An 18,626-nucleotide genomic window follows, 5' to 3' on the forward strand; every position below is an offset into this window, starting at 1 on the left:
ATCAGCCCGCGTTGGCCGATGCCGGTGCGGACATGATGTCCGGCATCGGCAGGCGGCGCGGCTTGCTCGGGAATGCGTGGCGCAGGATGCGCCAGACCACCTGGCCGAACTGGCGCGGCAGCGAGCCGTTGTTGTAGTGCTGGCCGTAGCGGCGGCAGATGTCCTTCACTTCCTTGGCGATGGCCGCATAGCGGTTGGCCGGCAGATCCGGGTAGAAATGGTGCTCGATCTGGTGGCTGAGGTTGCCCGACAGCACGTTGATCAGGAAGCCACCGCTGATGTTGGACGAACCGCGCAGCTGGCGCAGGTACCAGTGGCCGCGCGACTCATTGCGCAGGCACTCCTTGGGGAAGGTTTCCGATTCTGCGGTGAAGTGCCCGCAGAAGATGATCACGTAGGTCCAGATGTTGCGCAGGCCGTTGGCGACCAGGTTGCCCAGCATCACGGTGAGGAAGAACGGACCAGCCAGCAGCGGGAAGAACACGTAGTCCTTCAGCACCTGGCGCAGCATCTTGCGCGCCACCGGGCGGGTCTGCAGCCACATCGCACGGGCACTCATGCGGCCCTTCAGCCAGCGGCCAAGGCGAAGGTCCTGGGCGGCCACACCCCACTGGAACAGCAGTGCGAAGATCGGCGCGATGATCGGCTGCAGCAGGTAGAACGGCTTCCAGCGCTGTTCCGGGAAGATGCGCAGCAGGCCATAGCCGATGTCATCGTCCATGCCACGCACATTGGTGTAGGTGTGGTGGCGGAAATTGTGGGTCTTGCGCCAGTTGTCGGCGGTGGCAACGATGTCCCACTCGTAGGTATTGCCATTGAGCTTGGGATCACCGGTCCAGTCGAACTGGCCGTGCATCACGTTGTGGCCCAGCTCCATGTTCTCCAGGATCTTCGACAGCGCCAGCAGCAGCGTGCCGGTGATCGCGGCCGGCCACAGCAGCGGCATCCAGAACAGCGGCGAAAACGCCGCCAGGAACAGCAGGCCACGGCCACCCACGCCGAACCAGCGCACGGCGGCGGCCACGCGGCGGATGTAGCGGGTGTCGGAGGCGCCGAGGCTGCCGATCACACGGTCGCGGATCGCGTCGAGTTCCTCACCGAAGGCATGCATCTCGGCAGTACTCAGGGCACGGTCGGTAGCGCGGGTCATGGCAGGCGTCCTCAGAGATCCAGGGTCAGGTCGGTGGTCGGTGCGCTCACGCAGATCCGTACCGGCTGTGCCGATTCGGACTGCAGGTCGCCAGTGCGCAGGTGGCGGGTGGCGCCACTGACGCGGTCGCAGCTGCAGGTGTTGCAGATGCCCATGCGGCAACCGTGCTTGGGCTTGATGCCATGGGCTTCCAGGCTTTCCAGCAGCGAACGGCCACGCGGCACGCTCAGCTGGCGGCCACTGCGCGCCAGCGTCAGCGACACCTCGCCCTCGCTGCTGGCGTCACGCAGCGGCGCCGGCGGAGTGAACGCTTCCGCCTGGAAACCCGCGACCTGGTGCGCCAGGCGTTGGCGCGCAGCGGCAACGAATCCATCCGGGCCACAGGCCAGCACGTGGCGCTGCGCCAACGGGGTGTCATCGCCTGCCACCTGCAGATCGTGGGTATCGATGCGTGCGGCAGGCGCATCACCTTCGCGGGTGGTCAGCAGGTGCACGCGCAGGTTCGGCTGGCTGGCGGCCAACGCCTGCAGCTCATCACGGAACTGCAGGTGGGCGGCGCTGCGCTCCCAGTAGAACAGGTCCACCGGCGCGGCCAGCGGGCGCTGGCAGGCTTCGCGCAGCAGGCTGCGCATCGGCGTGATGCCACTGCCGGCCGCCAGCAGCAATACCGGCGCTGCGGCCGGCAACTGGAATTCACCGAACGCCGCCTCCAGGCGGAACAGCTCGCCCGGCTGCGCATGGTTCACCAGATGCTGGCTGACCCGGCCGCCGTCGACCGCCTTGACGGTGATCGCCAGTTCGCGCGGTCCCAGCACGGTGGGGCTGTAGCTGCGCTGCCACAGGCGTCCTTCAATCTCCACGCCCAGGGTGACGTGCTGGCCCGCGCGCATGCCGGCCCAGTGCCGGTTGGTGCGCAGGACCAGGGTCGCCGCGCCCTCGCCGGCCGGCTCGCGCCGGACCAGGCGGGCCACCGGCTCGCGCAGGGTCCACAGGGGATTGAGCTGGCCCGCCCAGAAATCGAACAGCGACGGCGAGACCCAGCGGTACGGAGAGAACAGGGACGGACGGACGACAGCGCTCATGGGCGCACTATACGGGCGCACATACACCTGTGTATACATGTGTATATTGAACCGGATTGGGTATGATTCAGCCTCGCCGCACCGGAACCCCCATGGCCGCCGCCACCGCCTTGTCGCCGCCCGAAGATGCCAACAGCCCGGCCCGCCGTACGGTGAGCCGCGAAGATCTGCTGGCCGCCGCCCTGAAGCTGATCGGGCCGCACCGCAGCCTGTCCACGCTCAGCCTGCGCGAAGTGGCACGCGAGGCCGGCATCGCGCCGAACAGCTTCTACCGGCAGTTCCGCGACATGGACGAACTGGCCGTAGCGCTGATCGACGCGGCCGGCCGCTCGCTGCGCACCATCATCGGCGAGGCGCGCCAGCGCGCCACCTCCACCGCCACCAGCGTGGTGCGGGTCTCGGTGGAGACCTTCATGGAACAGCTGCGCGCCGACGACAAGCTGCTGCACGTGCTGCTGCGCGAGGGCGCGGTGGGTTCGGACGACTTCAAGCACGCGGTCGAACGCGAGCTGCACTATTTCGAGGAAGAGCTGCAGCACGACCTGGTGCGCCTGGCCGCACTGGATGGCGCGGTGCTGCACGCTCCGGAACTGGTGGCCAAGGCCATCACCCGGCTGGTGTTCGCGATGGGCGCCACCGCCATGGATCTGCCGCCGGAGAAGGATCCGGAGCTGGTCGAACAGATCTCCACGATGATCCGCATGATCATTGTCGGCGCCCGCACGCCCGCCGCATTCCGCCGCGGCTGACGATCCGACCCCGCCTCCCCGCCTGTACGGCAACTCCATCCTGCGGACATGACCACCGGCAGGGTTGCGGTCGTTTTATGTAATGTTATAACACAACCATAATCTGACTCGACCAGCGCCCAGTCGTAATTGCTGCGGCTTCCTTATATAGCACTTGCTATCTTCATGAGCCGCTGCTTTCATATGCGTCAGCCAGGTCGCCCTCGCCGCCTTTCTTCCCCAAGGACGACGCCCTCATGCGCTCCATCCCCCACCGCTTCCGACGGTTGCCGCTGGCCGCCGCCATTGCCCTGGCCCTGCCGCTGCCCGCACTGGCCGACACTCCGAAGCCGACCGAACTGGACCGTGTGCAGGTCAAGGTCAGCACTGCCACGCGCAGCGAACGCCTGCTGTCGGACGTGCCGATCCGCACCGAAGTGCTGCGCAAGGAAGACATCGCGCTGCGCGCGGCCACCGACTTCTCGCGCGCCGCCGAGCTGATCAACGGCCTGCGCGTGGAAAGCAACTGCCAGAACTGCAACACCAGCGAAGTACAGCTGCTGGGCCTGCCCGGCGCCTACAACCAGCTCCTGTTCGATGGCATTCCGCTGCTGTCCACGCTGGGCAGCGTGTACGGCCTGGAACAGATCCCGGCCGGGTTCGTCGACCGCATCGAAGTGGTCAAGGGCGGCGGCTCGGCGCTGTACGGCCCGGGCGCGGTTGCCGGTGTGATCAACCTGATTCCGCCGCTGCCGGCGCGCAGCGGTGGCCATGTGCAGGCCGGCGTGGATGTGCTGAAGGGTACGCCGCAGAAGAACGCCGACGTGCGGCTGGACCTGGTTGCCAAGGACGCAGACGCCGGCCTGTCGGTGATTGCCCAGCGCAACTGGAACAGTGGCATCGACTACAACGGCGACGGCTACACCGAAATCACCCGCAAGAACCTCAAGGTCGGCGGGCTGCAGGCCTGGTACGCGCCCACGCCGGGCACGCGGCTGCGCCTGGACCTGCAGGTGACCGATGAAACCCGCCGCGGCGGCAACCGCCTGGACCAGCCCGAATACCTGGCCAACATCGCCGAATCGCTGGGTACGAAATACCGGCGCGGCAGCGTGTCGTGGGACCAGGAGATCACTGCCGACGTCGATTTCCGCCTGGCCTATGCCTTCGCCGACATCGACCGCGACAGCTTCTATGGCGGCCTGGGCGACGTGGTCACCGATCCCTCGGCGCCCGGCTATGACCCGTTGCAGCTGGACCCCGACGTGGCCGGCAGTGCGGCCTCGCGTTCGTGGCGCCAGTACGGCCGCACCCACAACCCGCTGCACTACATCGACAGCCAGTTGAACTGGCGGCGGGGCGCGCATGCGCTGGCCTTCGGTGTGCAGTACAAGCACGAGGCGCTGCGCGACGACAACCGTACCGGTGACGGGCAGCGTCTCGCGGTGCTGGAGGATGCGACCTTCCACAACCTGGGCGCCTTCATCCAGGACGAGTGGAGCCTGCGCGACAACGTCGACCTGGTGCTGGGCGCACGCGTGGACAAGAGCTCGGAACTGGACAACGCGGTGTTCTCACCACGCATCGCGCTGGCCTGGCAGGCCACGCCGAACCTGAAGTGGCGCGCCGGCATCGCCACCGGCTTCCGTGCGCCGGAAATCTTCGTCGAGGATGTGCATGTCGATACGCTGGGCGGCGAACAGGTGCGCGTGCGCAACGCGGACGGTCTGAAAGAAGAGCGCGCGTTGACCACCCTGTTCGGCTTCGACTGGCGTTCGGACCCGGCCGATCCGGTGTGGAGCTGGGATGCCACCGCCTCCTATGCACGCATCCGCGACACCTTCGCGCTGGGCGAGATCCAGCGCGGCGATGACGGCCAGCTGAGCCAGCTGCGCTACAACGCCTCCGGCTCGAACGTGCTGGGTGCGGAAACCAACCTCGGCTGGCAACCCTCGCCGCAGTGGCGCCTGACCGCCGGTGCCTCGTGGTACCGCTCGCGCTTCCGCGAGCCGCAACGCATCTTCGACGACAGCGGCGACGGTGGCGACACCGTGATCGAAAGCCGCGATTACCTGAAGACACCGCGCTGGACCGGCCTGGCCCAGCTCAGCTGGATGCCGGCCGAACCGTGGGAAACCTTCGTCGCGCTGCGCCATACCGGGCCGATGTCGGTGCTGAACAACCGGCTGGGCGAGCTGCACCGCACGCGGTCATTCCTGGTCACCGACCTCGGTGCGCGCTGGCACCGGCATCTGGGCGCACAGGCGCAGCAGGAAGTGTCGGTGGCCGCGGGCGTCAAGAACGTATTCGACCAGCGCCAGAAGGACCTCGAAGTGGGGGCGCTGCGGGACAGCGACTATGTCTACGGGCCGCGCTTCGCGCGCTCGTGGTACCTCAACCTGCGCTATGCGTTCTGAAGCACTGCGGACGCTGCTGCTGACCGGCGCGCTGCTGCTGGCCGTACCGGCGATGGCGGCAGACCTGCACACGCAGGTCGCCGCCTCGTTGATGCGTCCCGAGCAGCGATCGCTGCGGCCGATGCAGTGGTCGCCGCCGCCGAAGCTGGTCGCGCTGTACTTCGGTGCCGACTGGTGCGCACCGTGCCATGCCTTCGTACCCACGCTGCGCAGCGTACGCGACATGTTGCGGGAGGCCGGGGCCGATACCGAAGTGGTCTACATCAGCCTGGATGAGAGCGAGGCCGCGCTTCGCCGCTACATGCACGCGCAGGACATGCCGTGGCCGGTACTGGACCCACGCCGTGCCGCGCGCATGCCGGCACTGCAGGCCTTAGCCGGGCTGGCCCCGCCGAATCTGGTATTGATCGATGCCGACGGCACGGTGCTGGCCAATGGCTGGCAAGGCCGGCGCTATGAAGGCCTGCAAGCGGTGTTGAAGGAATGGACGAAACGGGCCTGCGCGCAGGAACAGGCGCGCTGCCCCAACGGCGCCATCCAACCACGGTAGCGCCGGGCCATGCCCGGCGAAAGGCATGAACACGGCGACGCGCCCGCCGGGCATGGCCCGGCGCTACCGTTACGGCGCCCCGCCCTCGGCCTTCCGTACGAACGCCTCGAACAACGCCAGCGTCTGCTCGCTGACATGGTGCTCGATGCCCTCCGCATCACGCCGTGCGGTGTCTGCGTCCACGCCCAGCGCCAGCAGGAAACGCTCCACGGTCTGGTGGCGCTGGCGGCTGGCATGGGCCAGCGCCTCACCTTCCGGGGTCAGGAACACGCCACGGTACGGCCGCTGCACCACCCAGCCATCGCGGGCCAGGCGCCGCAGCATCTTCGCCACCGTAGGCTGGGCCACGCCCAGGCGCGTCGCGATGTCGACCTGGCGGGCCTCGCCGCCGTCGGCCAGCAGGTCCGAGATCAGCTCGACATAGTCCTCCACCAGCTCCATCCGGTGCGCCTCACGCACTTGCCGGAAGCTCTCGACCTGGCGCTCGGCCTCGATCAAGGGGGTGCTCTTCAGCGATGTCGAATCGTCGGTCTTGCCCACGCCTGCGCCTGTCCTTCCGGGGTGATCCGGTGTTGAACCTGAATTCTGGACCAGTCACACGATAAAGACGATTGTTTCACGTTGCTAATGACTATAGCAATAGCTATATTCGGACCCATGAACACCCTGGTGCCCCGCGACCCTTCGGCCTCCACTCCGGCCAGCCTGGGTGCGCTCAACGCCTCGGTGGCGGTACCCGACAAGGGCCATTGGTGGTTCCGCCTGCTGGCCTTCCTCGGCCCGGGCTACATGATCTCGGTCGGCTACATGGACCCGGGCAACTGGGCCACCGACCTCGCCGGTGGTTCGCGCTTCGGCTACCTGCTGCTGTCGGTCATCCTCATTTCCAACCTGATGGCGGTGATCCTGCAGGCACTGTCGGCACGGCTCGGCATCGCCACCGGCATGGACCTCGCGCAGGCCTGCCGCGCCCGCTACCCGAAGCCGGTGAACCTGGCACTTTGGGCGCTGTGCGAGGCGGCGATCATCGCCTGCGACCTGGCCGAGGTGATCGGCACCGCGATCGCGCTGAAGCTGCTGTTCGATCTGCCACTGCTGTGGGGTGCGGTGATCACTGCGCTGGATACGCTGCTGGTTCTGCTGCTGATGAACCGCGGCTTCCGCGCGCTGGAAGCGTTCGTGATCGCGCTGCTGATGGTGATCTTCGCCTGCTTCGTGGTGCAGATCGCGATGGCTGCCCCGCCAGTGATGGCGGTGCTGGGCGGGTTCATTCCGCGCGCTCAGGTGGTGACCGATCCGCACGCGCTGTACATTGCGATCGGCATCATCGGTGCCACGGTGATGCCGCATAACCTGTACCTGCATTCGTCCATCGTGCAGACCCGCGCCTACCCGCGCACGGATGAAGGCCGCCGCAGCGCACTGCGCTGGGCGGTCACCGACAGCACCCTTGCGTTGACGCTCGCATTGTTCATCAACGCCAGCATCCTGATCCTGGCGGCGGCCGTGTTCCATGCCAATGGCCGTTTCGACGTGGAAGACATCGAGCAGGCCCACCAGCTGCTGGCGCCGATGCTGGGCGTGGGTGCGGCGGCGACGCTGTTCGCCGTGGCCTTGTTGGCCTCGGGCCTGAACTCGACGGTGACCGCGACGCTGGCCGGCCAGATCGTGATGGAAGGTTTCCTGCACCTGCGGATGCCGCCGTGGCTGCGACGGCTGATCACACGAGCGCTGGCGATCATTCCGGTGGTGGTGGTGATCCTGCTGTTCGGCGACCAGGGCGCGGTGAAGCTGCTGGTGCTGAGCCAGGTGGTGCTGTCGATGCAGCTGCCATTCGCGATCATCCCGCTGGTACGGATCGTGACCGACAAGGTGACGATGGGCGCGCTGGTGGCCCCGCGCTGGCTGGGCGCAATCGCCTGGGTGATCGCGCTGGTGATCGTGGTGTTGAACGTGAAGCTGCTGGTGGACACCTTCAGCGGCGCATAGCGCGAAATGACAATGACGCCTTTGTAGAGTCGAGCCATGCTCGACTCATCGCACACCGCACGAACAGCAGCCGAGCATGGCTCGGCTCTACAAATGCAACGCGATCGCGGCCTCGATCTGCTGCGGCGACTGGAACCCGGCCAGGCGCGCGCGTTCGTCGCCATCACGGAACAGAGACAGCGTCGGCGTCTGCCGCAGCCCCAGTTCCCTGAAGAACGCCTCACCCAGCACCTCCAGCTGCACGCGCAGCAACGTGGTGCCCTGCCCCGCGATGCTGTTGGCCACCCGGTGCAGCGACATCTCCAGCATCCGGCACCCCGGGCACTGGTCCTTGTGGAAATCCACCAGCACCCGCGGGTGCTCGGCCAGCAGCTGCTGGAACTGCTCAGGCGTGGTGGCGTCGATGATCTGCATCGTGGTTGCTCCAGTAGTGGGCCAGGATCGCATCGGTCCAGGCGTCGATGGCTGCGGCGTGACGCTCGCCATGCGGCATCTGCTCGATCTCGAGCGGCGGATAGTCGCTGCGGAAATAGCGGATCAGCCGGTGCACGGCGCCGCAGTAGTACTCCTGTCCCCACTGCGTTTCGCCGGTACCGAACACCGCCAGCTGGCGTGGCTGCTGACCGCGCTCGGCAATGCCGGCCACCCACGCCTTCATCTCCGCTGGCGTGCGCCCAGCGTTGTCGGTCCAGCAGCCCAGCAGCACCAGGTCGGCCTCGTTGGCCGCCAATGAGGGGGCCTGACGCAGGTCGTCGGCCTCCTGCCAGTGCACCGCATGACCTGCCGCGCGGCAGCGCTCGGCGATCTGCCGGCCGAGCTCGCGGGTATTGCCGCTCAAGGAGGCGACCACCATCAGGATGCTCAGCGCGGCGCTGGGCTCAGAGATCGTCGAAGCCGTTGTCGACGTTGGTCTTCTTGTAACTTGCATTGCGCATCTCGAAGAAGTCGGTCTTGGTCTCGGTGAAGTTGTCGGCGTAGGCCCGGATCCATGGCATCACGTTGTCGGTGGTGTCGCTGTACAGGCGCTCGATGCCGAGCATGCCGGCCATCTTGTTGGCCCGGTACTTCACGTAGCGCGTCATCTCGTCCACGTCGATGCCATCGATGCCATCCAGCACCTCCGACGACCACTGCGTCTCAAGCTCGATGGCATGTTCGAATGACTGGTGCACATAGGCGGTCAATTCATTGGTCTGCAGCTCGGGGTTTTCGCCGATGATGGCGCGGATCAGCTCGCTGATGAACTTGGTATGGGCCAGCTCGTCGCGATTGATGAAGCTGATGATCTTGCCGGTGCCGTTCATGCGGTTCTGCCGCACCATGTTGTAGAAGTACGCGAACCCGGAATAGAAATTGATGCCCTCCAGGATCGAGGACTGGATCAGCGACTTGAGCAGGGTCTCGGCGGTCTTCTCGCGCATGAAGTCGTCATACGCGCTCATGATCGGGGCATTGCGCTTGATGATGGTCGGGTGGGTGCGGGCGATCTCGAAGATGCGGTTCTGGTTCGGCAGGTCGGTGATCGAGGCCAGCACGTAACTGTAGCTCTCGTTGTGGATCACTTCCTGCTGGCCGATGATCGCCGCGTTGGCATGTGCAGCCGGGTCGGTGATGTACTCGGCCACGTTGTAGATGAAACGCGTCTGTGGCGAATCCAGCGTGGCCAGCAGGCCGATGATCGAGTCGTAGGCGTTCTTCTCGCGCCCTGACAGCTCGCCGTACTGGCGCGCGTCCAGCTTCATGTCCACCTCGTCGGGAATCCAGAAGTTGGTCGACAGCTCCTTGTAGGCCCGATAGAACGACGGGTACGGGATGTCGTTCCAGTTGAGGATGCCGCTGGTCTGGCCGTTGATGATGCCGGTGCTGCGGTTGGGATGGCGCGGTTCGAGGATCTTGATGCGCTCGAGGGGGGTTGCCATGGGCTTCTGCCTTCGTTCTCTTTCTATCGTGTTGCCGGCCAGCGGCCGGCACTACCGTGGGTCGCCGGTGGTCAGCTGGCGCACCACTCGCATTCGCTGATGTCGATGTCGTTGGAGCGCACGTAATAGGTGGTCTTCAGGCCTTCGCGCCAGGCGCTCAGGTGCAGCTCCAGCAGCGTGCTCGCACGGATGGTGCTGGGCACGTACAGGTTGAAACTGATCGACTGGTCGACATGGCGCTGGCGGCGCGCGTTCTGGCGCACGCTGGCGAACTGGTCGACCTTGTAGGCGCCCTTCTCGTAGTACGGCCAGGTCTCCAGCGACAGTCCCGGTGCTGCCACCGGCCGCCGGAAGTCCTTCTTCTCCTCGTAGTAGAACGCGCTGTAGATCGGGTCGATCGAAGCGGTGGAACCGGCAATCTGCGCGGTGCTCATGTTCGGCGCCACCGCCAGCAGCCATCCGTTGCGCAGGCCGTGCGTGGCGACCTCGCGGGCCAGGCTGTCCCAGGCCGCGCCGCTGTAGCCCCGGTCACTGAAGTAGCGTCCGTTGTGCCAGTCGCTGCCGGCGAATATCGGGTAGCTGCCCTTCTCCTTCGCCAGTTGCGCGCTGGCCTGGATGGTCAGGAAGTTGATGCGTTCGTAGAGACGGTCGGCCAATTCTTCGGCATCCGGAGATTCCCACTGGATCGCCTGCTGCGCCAGCAGGTGGTGCCAACCGAACGTGCCCAGGCCGATGGCGCGGTACTTGCGGTTGGTGATCGTGGCCTGCGGCACCGGCAACGCGTTGAGGTCGATCACGTTGTCGAGCATGCGCACCTGGATCGGGATCAGGCGCTCCAGCACATCGGTGGCCAGCAGGTCATCAGGTGCACTGATCGCCCGGCCGAGGTTGATCGAGGAGAGGTTGCAGACCACGAAGTCACCGGCACGGCGCGTGGTGACGATCTGGTCGCCGCTGACGATCTCCTGGATCATCCGCGTCGGGCTCATGTTCTGCAGGATCTCGGTGCACAGGTTGCTGGAATAGATCATGCCCGCGTGCTTGTTCGGATTCCTGCGATTGACCTCGTCGCGGTAGAACAGGAACGGGTTGCCGGTCTCCAGCTGGCTAAGCATGATCCGCTTGAACAGATCGATGGCCTTCACCGTTCGGCGGCTGATACGCTCATCGGCCACCAGCTCGGCATAGCGGTCGCGGAAGCTGCCCGAACCGCGCTTCTCATCGTAGAAGTCCTGCAGGTACCAGCCCTTGGCCTGCTTCACCTCGTGCGGGTCGAACAGGTACCAGTCGGCGCGGCGCTCGACCGCTTCCATGAACAGGTCGGGTACGCACACCGAGGTGAACACATCGTGCGCGCGCAGGCGCTGGTCGCCGTTGTTGAGGCGCAGGTCCATGAAGGCTTCGATGTCGCGGTGCCAGATGTCCAGGTACACCGCCACCGCGCCCTTGCGCTGGCCAAGCTGATCAACCGACACCGCCGTGTTGTTGAGCTGCTTGATCCACGGCACCACGCCGCCGGAGGAATTGGCCACGCCACGGATCGGTGCGCCGCTGCTGCGCACGTAGCCCAGGTAGGCGCCAACGCCGCCGCCGTGCTTGGACACGCGCGCGATATCGGTGTTGGAGTCATAGATGCCCTGCAGGCTGTCGTCCACCGTGTCGATGAAGCAGCTGGACAGCTGGCCGCCCACCTTGCCGGCGTTGGCCAGGGTCGGCGTAGCCACCGTCATGTACAGGTTGGACAGCGCCCAGTACGCCTCGCCGACCAGCTGCATGCGGCGTTCGCGCGGCTTTTCCTCCTGCATCAGGTACAGCGCGATGGTCAGCCAGCGCTCCTGCGGCAGTTCATAGACCTCGCGGCTGCGGTCGCTGGCCAGATAGCGCGTGGCCAGCAGGTACAAGCCGTTGTAGGCGAACAGGCGGTCGCGTTCCGGATCGATCATCTCACCGGCCTGCTGCAGCTCTTCCTTCGAATAGCAGCGCAGGATGTCGTTGCTGTAGATGCCGCGGTCAGCCAGGCTTTCCTGCAGGCCCACGTAAGAGCCGTACTTCAGGCTGACATCGTAGAAGCGGTTGCGGCTGGCACGCTTGTACAGGCGGCGCAGGTAGATGCGCGCGGCGAACTGTTCCCACTCGGGCGCGACCAGGTCCACGCGCGATTCGGCCTCGCGGATCAACAGATCGACCAGGTCATCGGCGCTGAGGCTGGGCTTGCGCTCGACCATTGCCTGCACCACGCGGCGATAGTCGGTCACATCCAGCTGCGGGAACTCGGCATGCACGGCATCGATGCTGCGCTGCAGGCGCTCGGCGTCGAACGGCAGGCGGCGGTTGCCGGCCTCCTTGGTGATCCAGGTCGGTATGCGCTCGCCACCGGCGCGCAAGGCGTCGCCAGCGCCGGCCGGATCGGCCACGCGGAAGGTACTGTCGGTCATGGTGGTGAAACTCCAGGCTCGCACGCGCATTGGCGGTCGATGCCATGGCGGCCCTGGACGCGATACCGGCGCACGGGGCGAACGGGTGGATTGCCAGGGTACGGGAACGTAGGTCGTCGGCATCTGCCTGCGCCTGCGGCCGGTATCCGGGCCGTGGGGGCGACCTGCGTCCGCACGGTGGCGGCCGCGTCGACACGGCAAGCCTTCAGGGGCGGGCCGCGGGACGTTTGCTGCATGTCCGGCGGCGGCGGCTGACCGGGAGTGACGGGCACAACATAGTGGGGATACTCCAAGCCGTCAACACAAGATGCGGTAATCACGACATGCCGCGACGATCCGTCGCAGGATGCCGTGTTGCAGCGGCGACACCTTGTCGACATCCCCTGCGTCCCCAGTTCGCTACAACATCACTTTCTTCGGAACATCGCTCATGCGCGCTGCCCAGTACCCCTCCTTCGGCGATCCGGCCGACGTCCTTGCCATTGCCGATGCGCCGCTGCCTGAGCCCGGCCCCGGCGAGGTGCGCATCCGCACCGTGCTGGCCTCGATCCACAACCACGACCTGCTGACCGTGCGTGGCCTGTACGGCTACAAGCCGACCCTGCCGGCCATCGCTGGCAGTGAGGCACTGGGCGTGGTCGATGCACTGGGCGAAGGGGTCCAGGGCCTGCAGATCGGCCAGCGCGTGGCCGCCGCCTCGGTGCACGGCACCTGGGCCGAAGCATTCATCGCACCGGCACGCATGGTGATTCCGATGCCGGACGCCATCCCCGACGAAATGGCCGCACAGCTGATCGCGATGCCGCTGAGCGCGCTGATGCTGCTGGAATTCCTGCACGTCGAAGCAGGCCAGTGGATCGTGCAGAACACCGCCAACGGCGCGGTCGGCAAGTCGCTGGCGATGTTGGCGAAGGCGCGTGGCGTGCATGTGGCCAACCTGGTGCGCAATGCCGATGCGGTCGCGCAGTTGCAGGCGCTGGGCGTCGATCATGTGTTCGACACCTCGGTGGACGGATGGAAGGAACGCGTGCGCGCAGCCACTGGCGAAGCACAGGCCGCGGCCGCAGTGGATTCCATCGGCGGCGACGCCAGTGGCGATCTGGTCGACCTGCTCGGCCACCACGGCACGCTGGTGTCGTTCGGTGTGATGAGTGGCGAGCCGATGCACATTCCTGCCGGCGGCCTGATCTACAAGGAGGCCACCGTGAAGGGCTTCTGGGGCAGCAAGGTCAGCCAGGCGATGGCGGTGGAAGACAAGCGTCGGCTGGTCGGCGAACTGCTGAAGCGCGCCGCTGGCGGCGAGCTGACGCTGCCGGTGGAGCAGATCTTCGCGCTGGACGACATCGCCGAGGCAGTGAAGGTCGCAGGAGGCTCGGGTCGCAACGGCAAGGTGCTGCTGCAGCCTTGATGGGCTGGCATTGCCTTCTGTAGAGCCGAGCCACGCTCGGCTGCCTTCCGGTCAGTGCGCGGAGCCGAGCGTAGGCTCGGCTCTACAGGAGCGTGCGCACCAATGCTCCGCACTCCTCGCACCGTTCGTTAAGAACCTGTGATGTATAACTGAATGCGCTTTCGTCATTGGAAGGCGCATGTACCTGCGTGCGGTACTGACGGCTCCTCCCCCGTTCGGCGTCGTCGCTTCCATGTACCGCACCACCCTGAACCTGCTTGCCGGCGCGATCGCGCTGGTCCTCACCGCCGGCGCTGCCGGCGCCGCTGAAACCGCCGATGCCGGCAAGGACAGCACCACCCTCGGCACCGTGCTGGTGACCGGCTCCAACATCAAACGCAGTGATACCGCCGGGCCGAACCCGGTGCAGATCGTCAGCCGCGAACAGATCGAGCAGACCGGCCGCTCCACCCTCACCGACGTGCTGCGCAACCTGTCGGCCAATGCCGGCAACAGTTTCGACGAGCAGTACACCGGCAGCTTCGCCGCCGGCTCGGCTTCGATCGGCCTGCGTGGCCTGTCGCCGAAGAACACGCTGGTGCTGGTCAACGGCTATCGCGTGTCCAACTTCGGCTTCGCGCTCAACACGCAGGACACCTTCGTCGACCTCAACGCGCTGCCGATCAGCGCGGTCGAACGCATCGAAGTGCTGAAGGATGGCGCCTCGGCGGTATACGGTTCCGATGCCATCGCCGGCGTCATCAACATCATCCTGCGAAAGAACTTCCAGGGCGTGGAAGTCGGCGGCGGCTTCGGCACCGCGACACAGGGCGGCCTGGACGAACGCAAGGCCAACCTGCTGGCCGGCTTCGGTGACCTCGAACAGCAGGGCTGGAACGTGTTGTTCGGGCTGGACCTGCTCAAGCGCGATCGGCTGGATGCCGACCAGCGCGCCTACACCCGCAGCGGCGATTTCCGCGACAGGCCCGGTGGCCGTCTGGCCGGCTGGTCCACCGCCGGTGGCAACTGGCTGTCCAACCCGCGCGCACCCCAGCCGTTCTCCAGCTGCCCCGACGGCAGCCAACTGCGCCCTTACAGCGATTTCGGCAGTACCCTGCCCGGCCAGGCCTGCGCCTTCAATGCACAGCCATTCAAGACCCTGCAACCCGGCGCCGAGCGCCTGCAGGCCTCGTTGAGCGCGACCTACCGCTTCAATGACAGCGTCGAGGCCTTCGCCGACGTACTGTACAGCCACAACAAGGCCGACCAGATCTTCAGCGCGCCGCTGACCGTCGGCCCCGGCCTGCGCGCGTACAACCCGGCCACCGGCACCCTGATCGACGTGCCGGCGGTGCTGCCGGTCGGCCACCCGAACAACCCGGGCAGCACGCCGCTGCCGTTCGAGTACACCTTCTTCGATCTGGGCCCGCGCCTGAAGGACAACACCCAGGTGTTCTACCGCGCCCTGGCCGGCGTGCGTGGCAGCGGCGAGCGCTGGGACTGGGAAGTGGCGGCACTGACCTCGCAGAGCGCGCAGCGCGAGTACGTCGACAACTTCGTCAACCGCTACGCGTTCGAGCAGATCCTGCGCGATGGCAGCTACAACTTCCTCAACCCGTCCAGCACGCCGGGCGCGCTGGATGCGCTGCGCCTGCAGACCAAGCGCCCGGGCTGGTACAAGCTGCACGCGTTGAACGTAAAGGCCTCGACCTCGCTGTGGGAACTGCCGGCCGGTACGGTCGGCTTCGCCTGGGGTGCCGAGTTCCGCAAGGAGTCGCTGGATGCGCGTACCAGTGCACAGGTGCTGTCGGGCACCGAACTGCGCCCGGCCATCAACGTGGTCAACGGCGAGCGCCAGGTCAGCGCCGCCTACGCCGAACTGAGCGTGCCGCTGCACCGCACGCTGGAACTGCAGGTGGCCGGTCGCGGTGACCACTACGATGACTTCGGCAAGGCGTTCTCGCCGAAGCTGGCGTTGCGCTGGCAGCCGCTGGACAGCCTGCTGCTGCGTGGTTCGTTCTCGCGTGGCTTCCGCGCCCCCTCGCTGCCGGAAATCGCACCGGGCCAGACCGTCAGCTACGGCTCGGTGATCGATCCGCTGGATCCGCTGCAGCCCGGCGGCAGCCGTGGCGTCACCAACATCCGCACCGGCAACCCGGACCTGAAGGCCGAGCGCTCGCGCAACTTCAACGTGGGTGCGGTGTGGTCACCGGATGGCGATACCAGCATCGGCCTGGACTGGTACCGCATCGAACAGGACAACCTGGTCAAGCCGGACAGCGCGCAGTTCATCGTCGACAACCCGACGCTGTTCCCCGGCCGCGTGCAGCGTGATGCACAGGGACGCATCCAGTTCATCACCAACCAGTACGCGAACCAGGGCGAGCTGACCACCTCGGGCTTGGATCTGGAAGCCAACCGCACCTTCCGCACCGAAGGCTGGGGCAACTTCACCGTCGCCGGCAGCTGGACCCACCTGCTCAGCTTCAAGCAGCCGCTGGTGGCCGGCCAGGCACCCTATGACGGGGCCGGCAACAACCGCCACGGCGCGCTACCGCGCACCCGCGGCACCACCTCGCTGAACTGGGCGGTGGGCGACTGGAGCAGCACGCTGAGCCTGCAGTACGTGAGCGGCTACGACCAGCGCGTGGCGACGGCGACCAGCAATCCGGGGCTGCGCGACCGCATCAAGCCGTATCACCAGCTGGACCTGTACGTGGCGTACGAGGGCATTCCGAAGACCACGCTGTCGCTGTCGGTGCTGAACCTGACCGACAAGGATCCGCCGTTCGACCCGGCCGGTGGCGCCAACGGTTTCGACATCAGCCAGTACAATCTGCGCGGGCAGTTCGTCTCGCTGGGTGCGCGCTACCGGTTCTGATTCGGCAACGGGGCGGCGGTGATGCGCCGCCCCGTTCGCGTTGCCGGCCAGCGGCCGGCACTACCATCACCGGCTCAGGTGCAGGAACTGCAGGTGCCGTTCGTACTGGCTGATGATGTCGTTGATGATCTGCTTGCGGCTGTAGCCCACCAGGTCGTAGTCCTGGCTGCCTTCGAACAGATGCACTTCAGCGCGGTAGTAGCGCTGGTTGCGCAGCTGCTGGGCGGCGAACGACGGGGTCAGGTAGCCACTCAGGATCACCCGGTACAGGAAGTCCTGCTGCTCGCCGTGATTGACCGTCAGCTCCATGTCGCCGGCCTCGAAGCGCGTGGCCACATCCCAGCCCTGCCCGCGCAGCTGTTCGGCCACCGCTTCCATCGCTGGCTTCACCGTATCGTCCATGAAGCGGTAGACCTGGTCGCGCACCGGGAAGTGCATGGCCTGGCTCAGGCGCTGGCGCCAGCCCTGGTGATGGCGATCGTCGCCGATCAGCGGCGAGGGCCGGTACTGCAGCGCGCGCTTGCGGTGCGACTCGTCACTGAAGGCGCGGGTCAGCCCCCACATCATCAGCAGCAGGATCGCCGAGAACGGCAGCGAGGCCAGCACCACCGCCGATTTCAATGCATCGATGCTGCCGGCCAGCAACAACCCGGCGGTCAGCACCGCGATCACCGTGCCCCAGAACACGCGCAGCCAGCGCGGACCATCGTCCTCGGGCGATCCACCATGCGACGACAGCGTGGACAACACCACCGCCCCCGAATCAGCAGAGGTCACGAAGAAGACGAAGCTCACCAGCACCGTCACGGCGATCACCGTGCGGCTCCACGGGTAGCCATCCAGCAGTGCATACAGCACCGTCGGTGGATCATCCACCGCCAGCTGCGCCAGTTGTTGCTGGCCGTGGTGCAGCACCTGGTCCAGCGCGCTGTTGCCGAAGATCGACAGCCAGGCCAGGGTGAAGCCGAGCGGGATCAGCAGCACCCCGAATACGAATTCGCGGATGGTGCGGCCCCGTGAGATGCGCGCGATGAACAGGCCGACGAACGGCGCCCAGCCGATCCACCAGGCCCAGTAGAACACCGTCCAGCCGCCCAGCCATTCCGGGCGACCGCCGTAGGCGTAGACGTCGAAACTCTTGCCGACCACGCTGCCCAGGTAATCGCCCAGGTTCTGCATCAAGGTACTGAACAGGTACTGCGTCGGGCCGGCAAACAGCATGAACAGCACCAGCGCGATCGCCAGCAGCATGTTGATGTTGGCCATCCAGCGCACACCCTTCTCCACGCCTGAAACCGCCACGGCCACCGCCGCGCCCATCATGCTGACCACCAGGGTGATCTGCACCAGGTTGGAATGCGGAATGTCGAACAGGTGCGACAGGCCGGCATTGAGGTGCAGCACGCCGAAGCCCATGTCGGCGCCGATGCCGAATACGGTCGCGACGATGCCCAGCGCATCCACGGTGTAGCCGATCGGGCCGTTGATGCGCTTGCCGATCAGCGGGTACAGCGCCGAGCGCAGGGCCAGTGGCAGGTTGTGGCGATAGGCGAAGTAGGCCATCGCCATCGCCGCCAGTGCGAACACGCCCCAGCCGTGCAGGCCCCAGTGCAGGAACAGCAGCTGCATGGCCTGGCGCGCGCCAGCCTCGCCTGCGGCCGGATCGCCCTGCGGCGGCTGCAGGTAGTGGGTCAGCGGCTCGGAGACGCAGAAGAAGAACAGGGTGATGCTGATGCCGGCGGCGAACAGCATGCCGGCCCACGAGAGGTAACTGAACTCCGGCTCGTCATGGTCGGCACCCAGCTTGATGCCACCGTACTTGGACAGCGCCACGCCCACCACGAACACCAGGTACAGGGTCATGGCCAGCAGGTAGTACCAGCCGACGTTGAGGGCGGCCCAGTCCTGTGCCTTGAGCAGAAGGCGGCCCGCGCCGAGCGGGAACAGGCTGACGAACAGCGCGAACGCCACGACAACGATCGCCGCGAAGGCGAACACAGGCCGAAGGGTGCGCACCGGGGATTGTTGCGGCTCCAGTACGTCCATGGGGCGGCGTTCTCCGGTAGATCAAAGGGTTAGCCGACCGAT

Annotated in this window: 14 protein-coding genes; 6 read left to right on the forward strand and 8 right to left on the reverse strand. The window is 66.3% G+C overall.

Annotation, left to right across the window (positions count from 1 at the left end):
• Position 1: 1 nt before the first annotated feature.
• Both KXV01_RS09355 and KXV01_RS09360 read right to left on the reverse strand, forming a co-directional pair.
• Entirely contained in the window at positions 2-1,150 is a 1,149-nt protein-coding gene (locus KXV01_RS09355; RefSeq protein WP_005416924.1) for an acyl-CoA desaturase, read from the reverse strand.
• A gap of 11 nt (positions 1,151-1,161) precedes the next feature.
• Positions 1,162-2,232: a ferredoxin reductase gene (locus tag KXV01_RS09360; protein ID WP_180880158.1), complete on the reverse strand. Its 1,071-nt coding sequence runs from the start codon at positions 2,230-2,232 to the stop codon at positions 1,162-1,164.
• Positions 2,233-2,324: 92 nt separating this feature from the next.
• Between KXV01_RS09360 and fabR the strand changes: the two genes are divergently transcribed.
• The 3 genes from fabR to KXV01_RS09375 all read left to right on the forward strand — a co-directional run bounded on the left by fabR (position 2,325) and on the right by KXV01_RS09375 (position 5,927).
• Complete coding sequence (gene fabR, locus KXV01_RS09365; protein WP_049439070.1) at positions 2,325-2,981, forward strand: HTH-type transcriptional repressor FabR; 657 nt, start codon at positions 2,325-2,327, stop codon at positions 2,979-2,981.
• Positions 2,982-3,217: 236 nt separating this feature from the next.
• Positions 3,218-5,377, forward strand: a complete 2,160-nt coding sequence (locus tag KXV01_RS09370) for a TonB-dependent receptor (protein WP_262222924.1) — start codon at positions 3,218-3,220, stop codon at positions 5,375-5,377.
• Complete coding sequence (locus KXV01_RS09375; RefSeq protein ID WP_262222923.1) at positions 5,367-5,927, forward strand: thioredoxin-like domain-containing protein; 561 nt, start codon at positions 5,367-5,369, stop codon at positions 5,925-5,927. Before KXV01_RS09370 ends, KXV01_RS09375 begins: the two co-directional genes overlap by 11 nt.
• A gap of 69 nt (positions 5,928-5,996) precedes the next feature.
• On the opposite strand, the gene mntR is transcribed toward KXV01_RS09375, so the two are convergent.
• On the reverse strand, positions 5,997-6,467 hold the full coding sequence (mntR, locus tag KXV01_RS09380) for a manganese-binding transcriptional regulator MntR (protein WP_005413716.1): 471 nt from the start codon (positions 6,465-6,467) through the stop codon (positions 5,997-5,999).
• Between the two features lie 117 nt (positions 6,468-6,584).
• Here mntR and KXV01_RS09385 point away from each other — a divergent pair, with 117 nt between their 5' ends.
• The gene (locus KXV01_RS09385; RefSeq protein WP_049439068.1) at positions 6,585-7,916 is read left to right on the forward strand and encodes an Nramp family divalent metal transporter; all 1,332 of its coding nucleotides are present in this window, start codon (positions 6,585-6,587) and stop codon (positions 7,914-7,916) included.
• Positions 7,917-8,003: 87 nt separating this feature from the next.
• Here the strand turns inward: KXV01_RS09385 and KXV01_RS09390 are convergent, their stop codons facing one another.
• From KXV01_RS09390 to KXV01_RS09405, 4 genes are all read right to left on the reverse strand, one after another.
• Positions 8,004-8,330 (reverse strand): thioredoxin family protein, encoded by a 327-nt coding sequence (locus KXV01_RS09390; RefSeq protein WP_262222829.1) that lies wholly within the window; start codon positions 8,328-8,330, stop codon positions 8,004-8,006.
• Entirely contained in the window at positions 8,302-8,769 is a 468-nt protein-coding gene (locus KXV01_RS09395) for a flavodoxin (protein WP_262222830.1), read from the reverse strand. The genes KXV01_RS09390 and KXV01_RS09395 overlap by 29 nt, the downstream gene beginning before the upstream one ends.
• 25 nt (positions 8,770-8,794) lie before the next feature.
• On the reverse strand, positions 8,795-9,835 hold the full coding sequence (locus KXV01_RS09400; protein WP_099495832.1) for a ribonucleotide-diphosphate reductase subunit beta: 1,041 nt from the start codon (positions 9,833-9,835) through the stop codon (positions 8,795-8,797).
• Between the two features lie 71 nt (positions 9,836-9,906).
• Positions 9,907-12,270, reverse strand: a complete 2,364-nt coding sequence (locus tag KXV01_RS09405; RefSeq protein ID WP_263467727.1) for a ribonucleoside-diphosphate reductase subunit alpha — start codon at positions 12,268-12,270, stop codon at positions 9,907-9,909.
• A 430-nt stretch (positions 12,271-12,700) separates the two neighbouring features.
• On the opposite strand from KXV01_RS09405, the gene KXV01_RS09410 reads away from it, so the two are divergent.
• Together KXV01_RS09410 and KXV01_RS09415 are read left to right on the forward strand one after the other, a co-directional pair.
• On the forward strand, positions 12,701-13,678 hold the full coding sequence (locus KXV01_RS09410) for a zinc-binding dehydrogenase (protein ID WP_099488225.1): 978 nt from the start codon (positions 12,701-12,703) through the stop codon (positions 13,676-13,678).
• Positions 13,679-13,856: 178 nt separating this feature from the next.
• Positions 13,857-16,538 carry a TonB-dependent receptor gene (locus KXV01_RS09415; RefSeq protein ID WP_258014964.1) on the forward strand — a complete coding sequence of 894 codons (2,682 nt, stop codon included), beginning with the start codon at positions 13,857-13,859 and terminating at the stop codon, positions 16,536-16,538.
• A 66-nt stretch (positions 16,539-16,604) separates the two neighbouring features.
• On the opposite strand, the gene betT is transcribed toward KXV01_RS09415, so the two are convergent.
• Positions 16,605-18,584 carry a choline BCCT transporter BetT gene (gene betT, locus KXV01_RS09420; RefSeq protein WP_263467728.1) on the reverse strand — a complete coding sequence of 660 codons (1,980 nt, stop codon included), beginning with the start codon at positions 18,582-18,584 and terminating at the stop codon, positions 16,605-16,607.
• Positions 18,585-18,626: the final 42 nt, after the last annotated feature.

The sequence above is a fragment of the Stenotrophomonas sp. Ps181 genome, from assembly GCF_025697425.1.
Lineage (GTDB): Bacteria > Pseudomonadota > Gammaproteobacteria > Xanthomonadales > Xanthomonadaceae > Stenotrophomonas > Stenotrophomonas sepilia.

Bases quoted from the DNA above. Each gene is read 5' to 3' on its own strand.
- KXV01_RS09355 (WP_005416924.1), bottom strand. From the start codon at position 1,150: ATGACCCGCGCTACCGACCGTGCCCTGAGTACTGCCGAGATGCATGCC.
- KXV01_RS09360 (WP_180880158.1), bottom strand. From the start codon at position 2,232: ATGAGCGCTGTCGTCCGTCCGTCCCTGTTCTCTCCGTACCGCTGGGTC.
- fabR (WP_049439070.1), top strand. From the start codon at position 2,325: ATGGCCGCCGCCACCGCCTTGTCGCCGCCCGAAGATGCCAACAGCCCG.
- KXV01_RS09370 (WP_262222924.1), top strand. From the start codon at position 3,218: ATGCGCTCCATCCCCCACCGCTTCCGACGGTTGCCGCTGGCCGCCGCC.
- KXV01_RS09375 (WP_262222923.1), top strand. From the start codon at position 5,367: ATGCGTTCTGAAGCACTGCGGACGCTGCTGCTGACCGGCGCGCTGCTG.
- KXV01_RS09385 (WP_049439068.1), top strand. From the start codon at position 6,585: ATGAACACCCTGGTGCCCCGCGACCCTTCGGCCTCCACTCCGGCCAGC.
- KXV01_RS09390 (WP_262222829.1), bottom strand. From the start codon at position 8,330: ATGCAGATCATCGACGCCACCACGCCTGAGCAGTTCCAGCAGCTGCTG.
- KXV01_RS09395 (WP_262222830.1), bottom strand. From the start codon at position 8,769: ATGGTGGTCGCCTCCTTGAGCGGCAATACCCGCGAGCTCGGCCGGCAG.
- KXV01_RS09400 (WP_099495832.1), bottom strand. From the start codon at position 9,835: ATGGCAACCCCCCTCGAGCGCATCAAGATCCTCGAACCGCGCCATCCC.
- KXV01_RS09405 (WP_263467727.1), bottom strand. From the start codon at position 12,270: ATGACCGACAGTACCTTCCGCGTGGCCGATCCGGCCGGCGCTGGCGAC.
- KXV01_RS09410 (WP_099488225.1), top strand. From the start codon at position 12,701: ATGCGCGCTGCCCAGTACCCCTCCTTCGGCGATCCGGCCGACGTCCTT.
- KXV01_RS09415 (WP_258014964.1), top strand. From the start codon at position 13,857: ATGTACCTGCGTGCGGTACTGACGGCTCCTCCCCCGTTCGGCGTCGTC.
- betT (WP_263467728.1), bottom strand. From the start codon at position 18,584: ATGGACGTACTGGAGCCGCAACAATCCCCGGTGCGCACCCTTCGGCCT.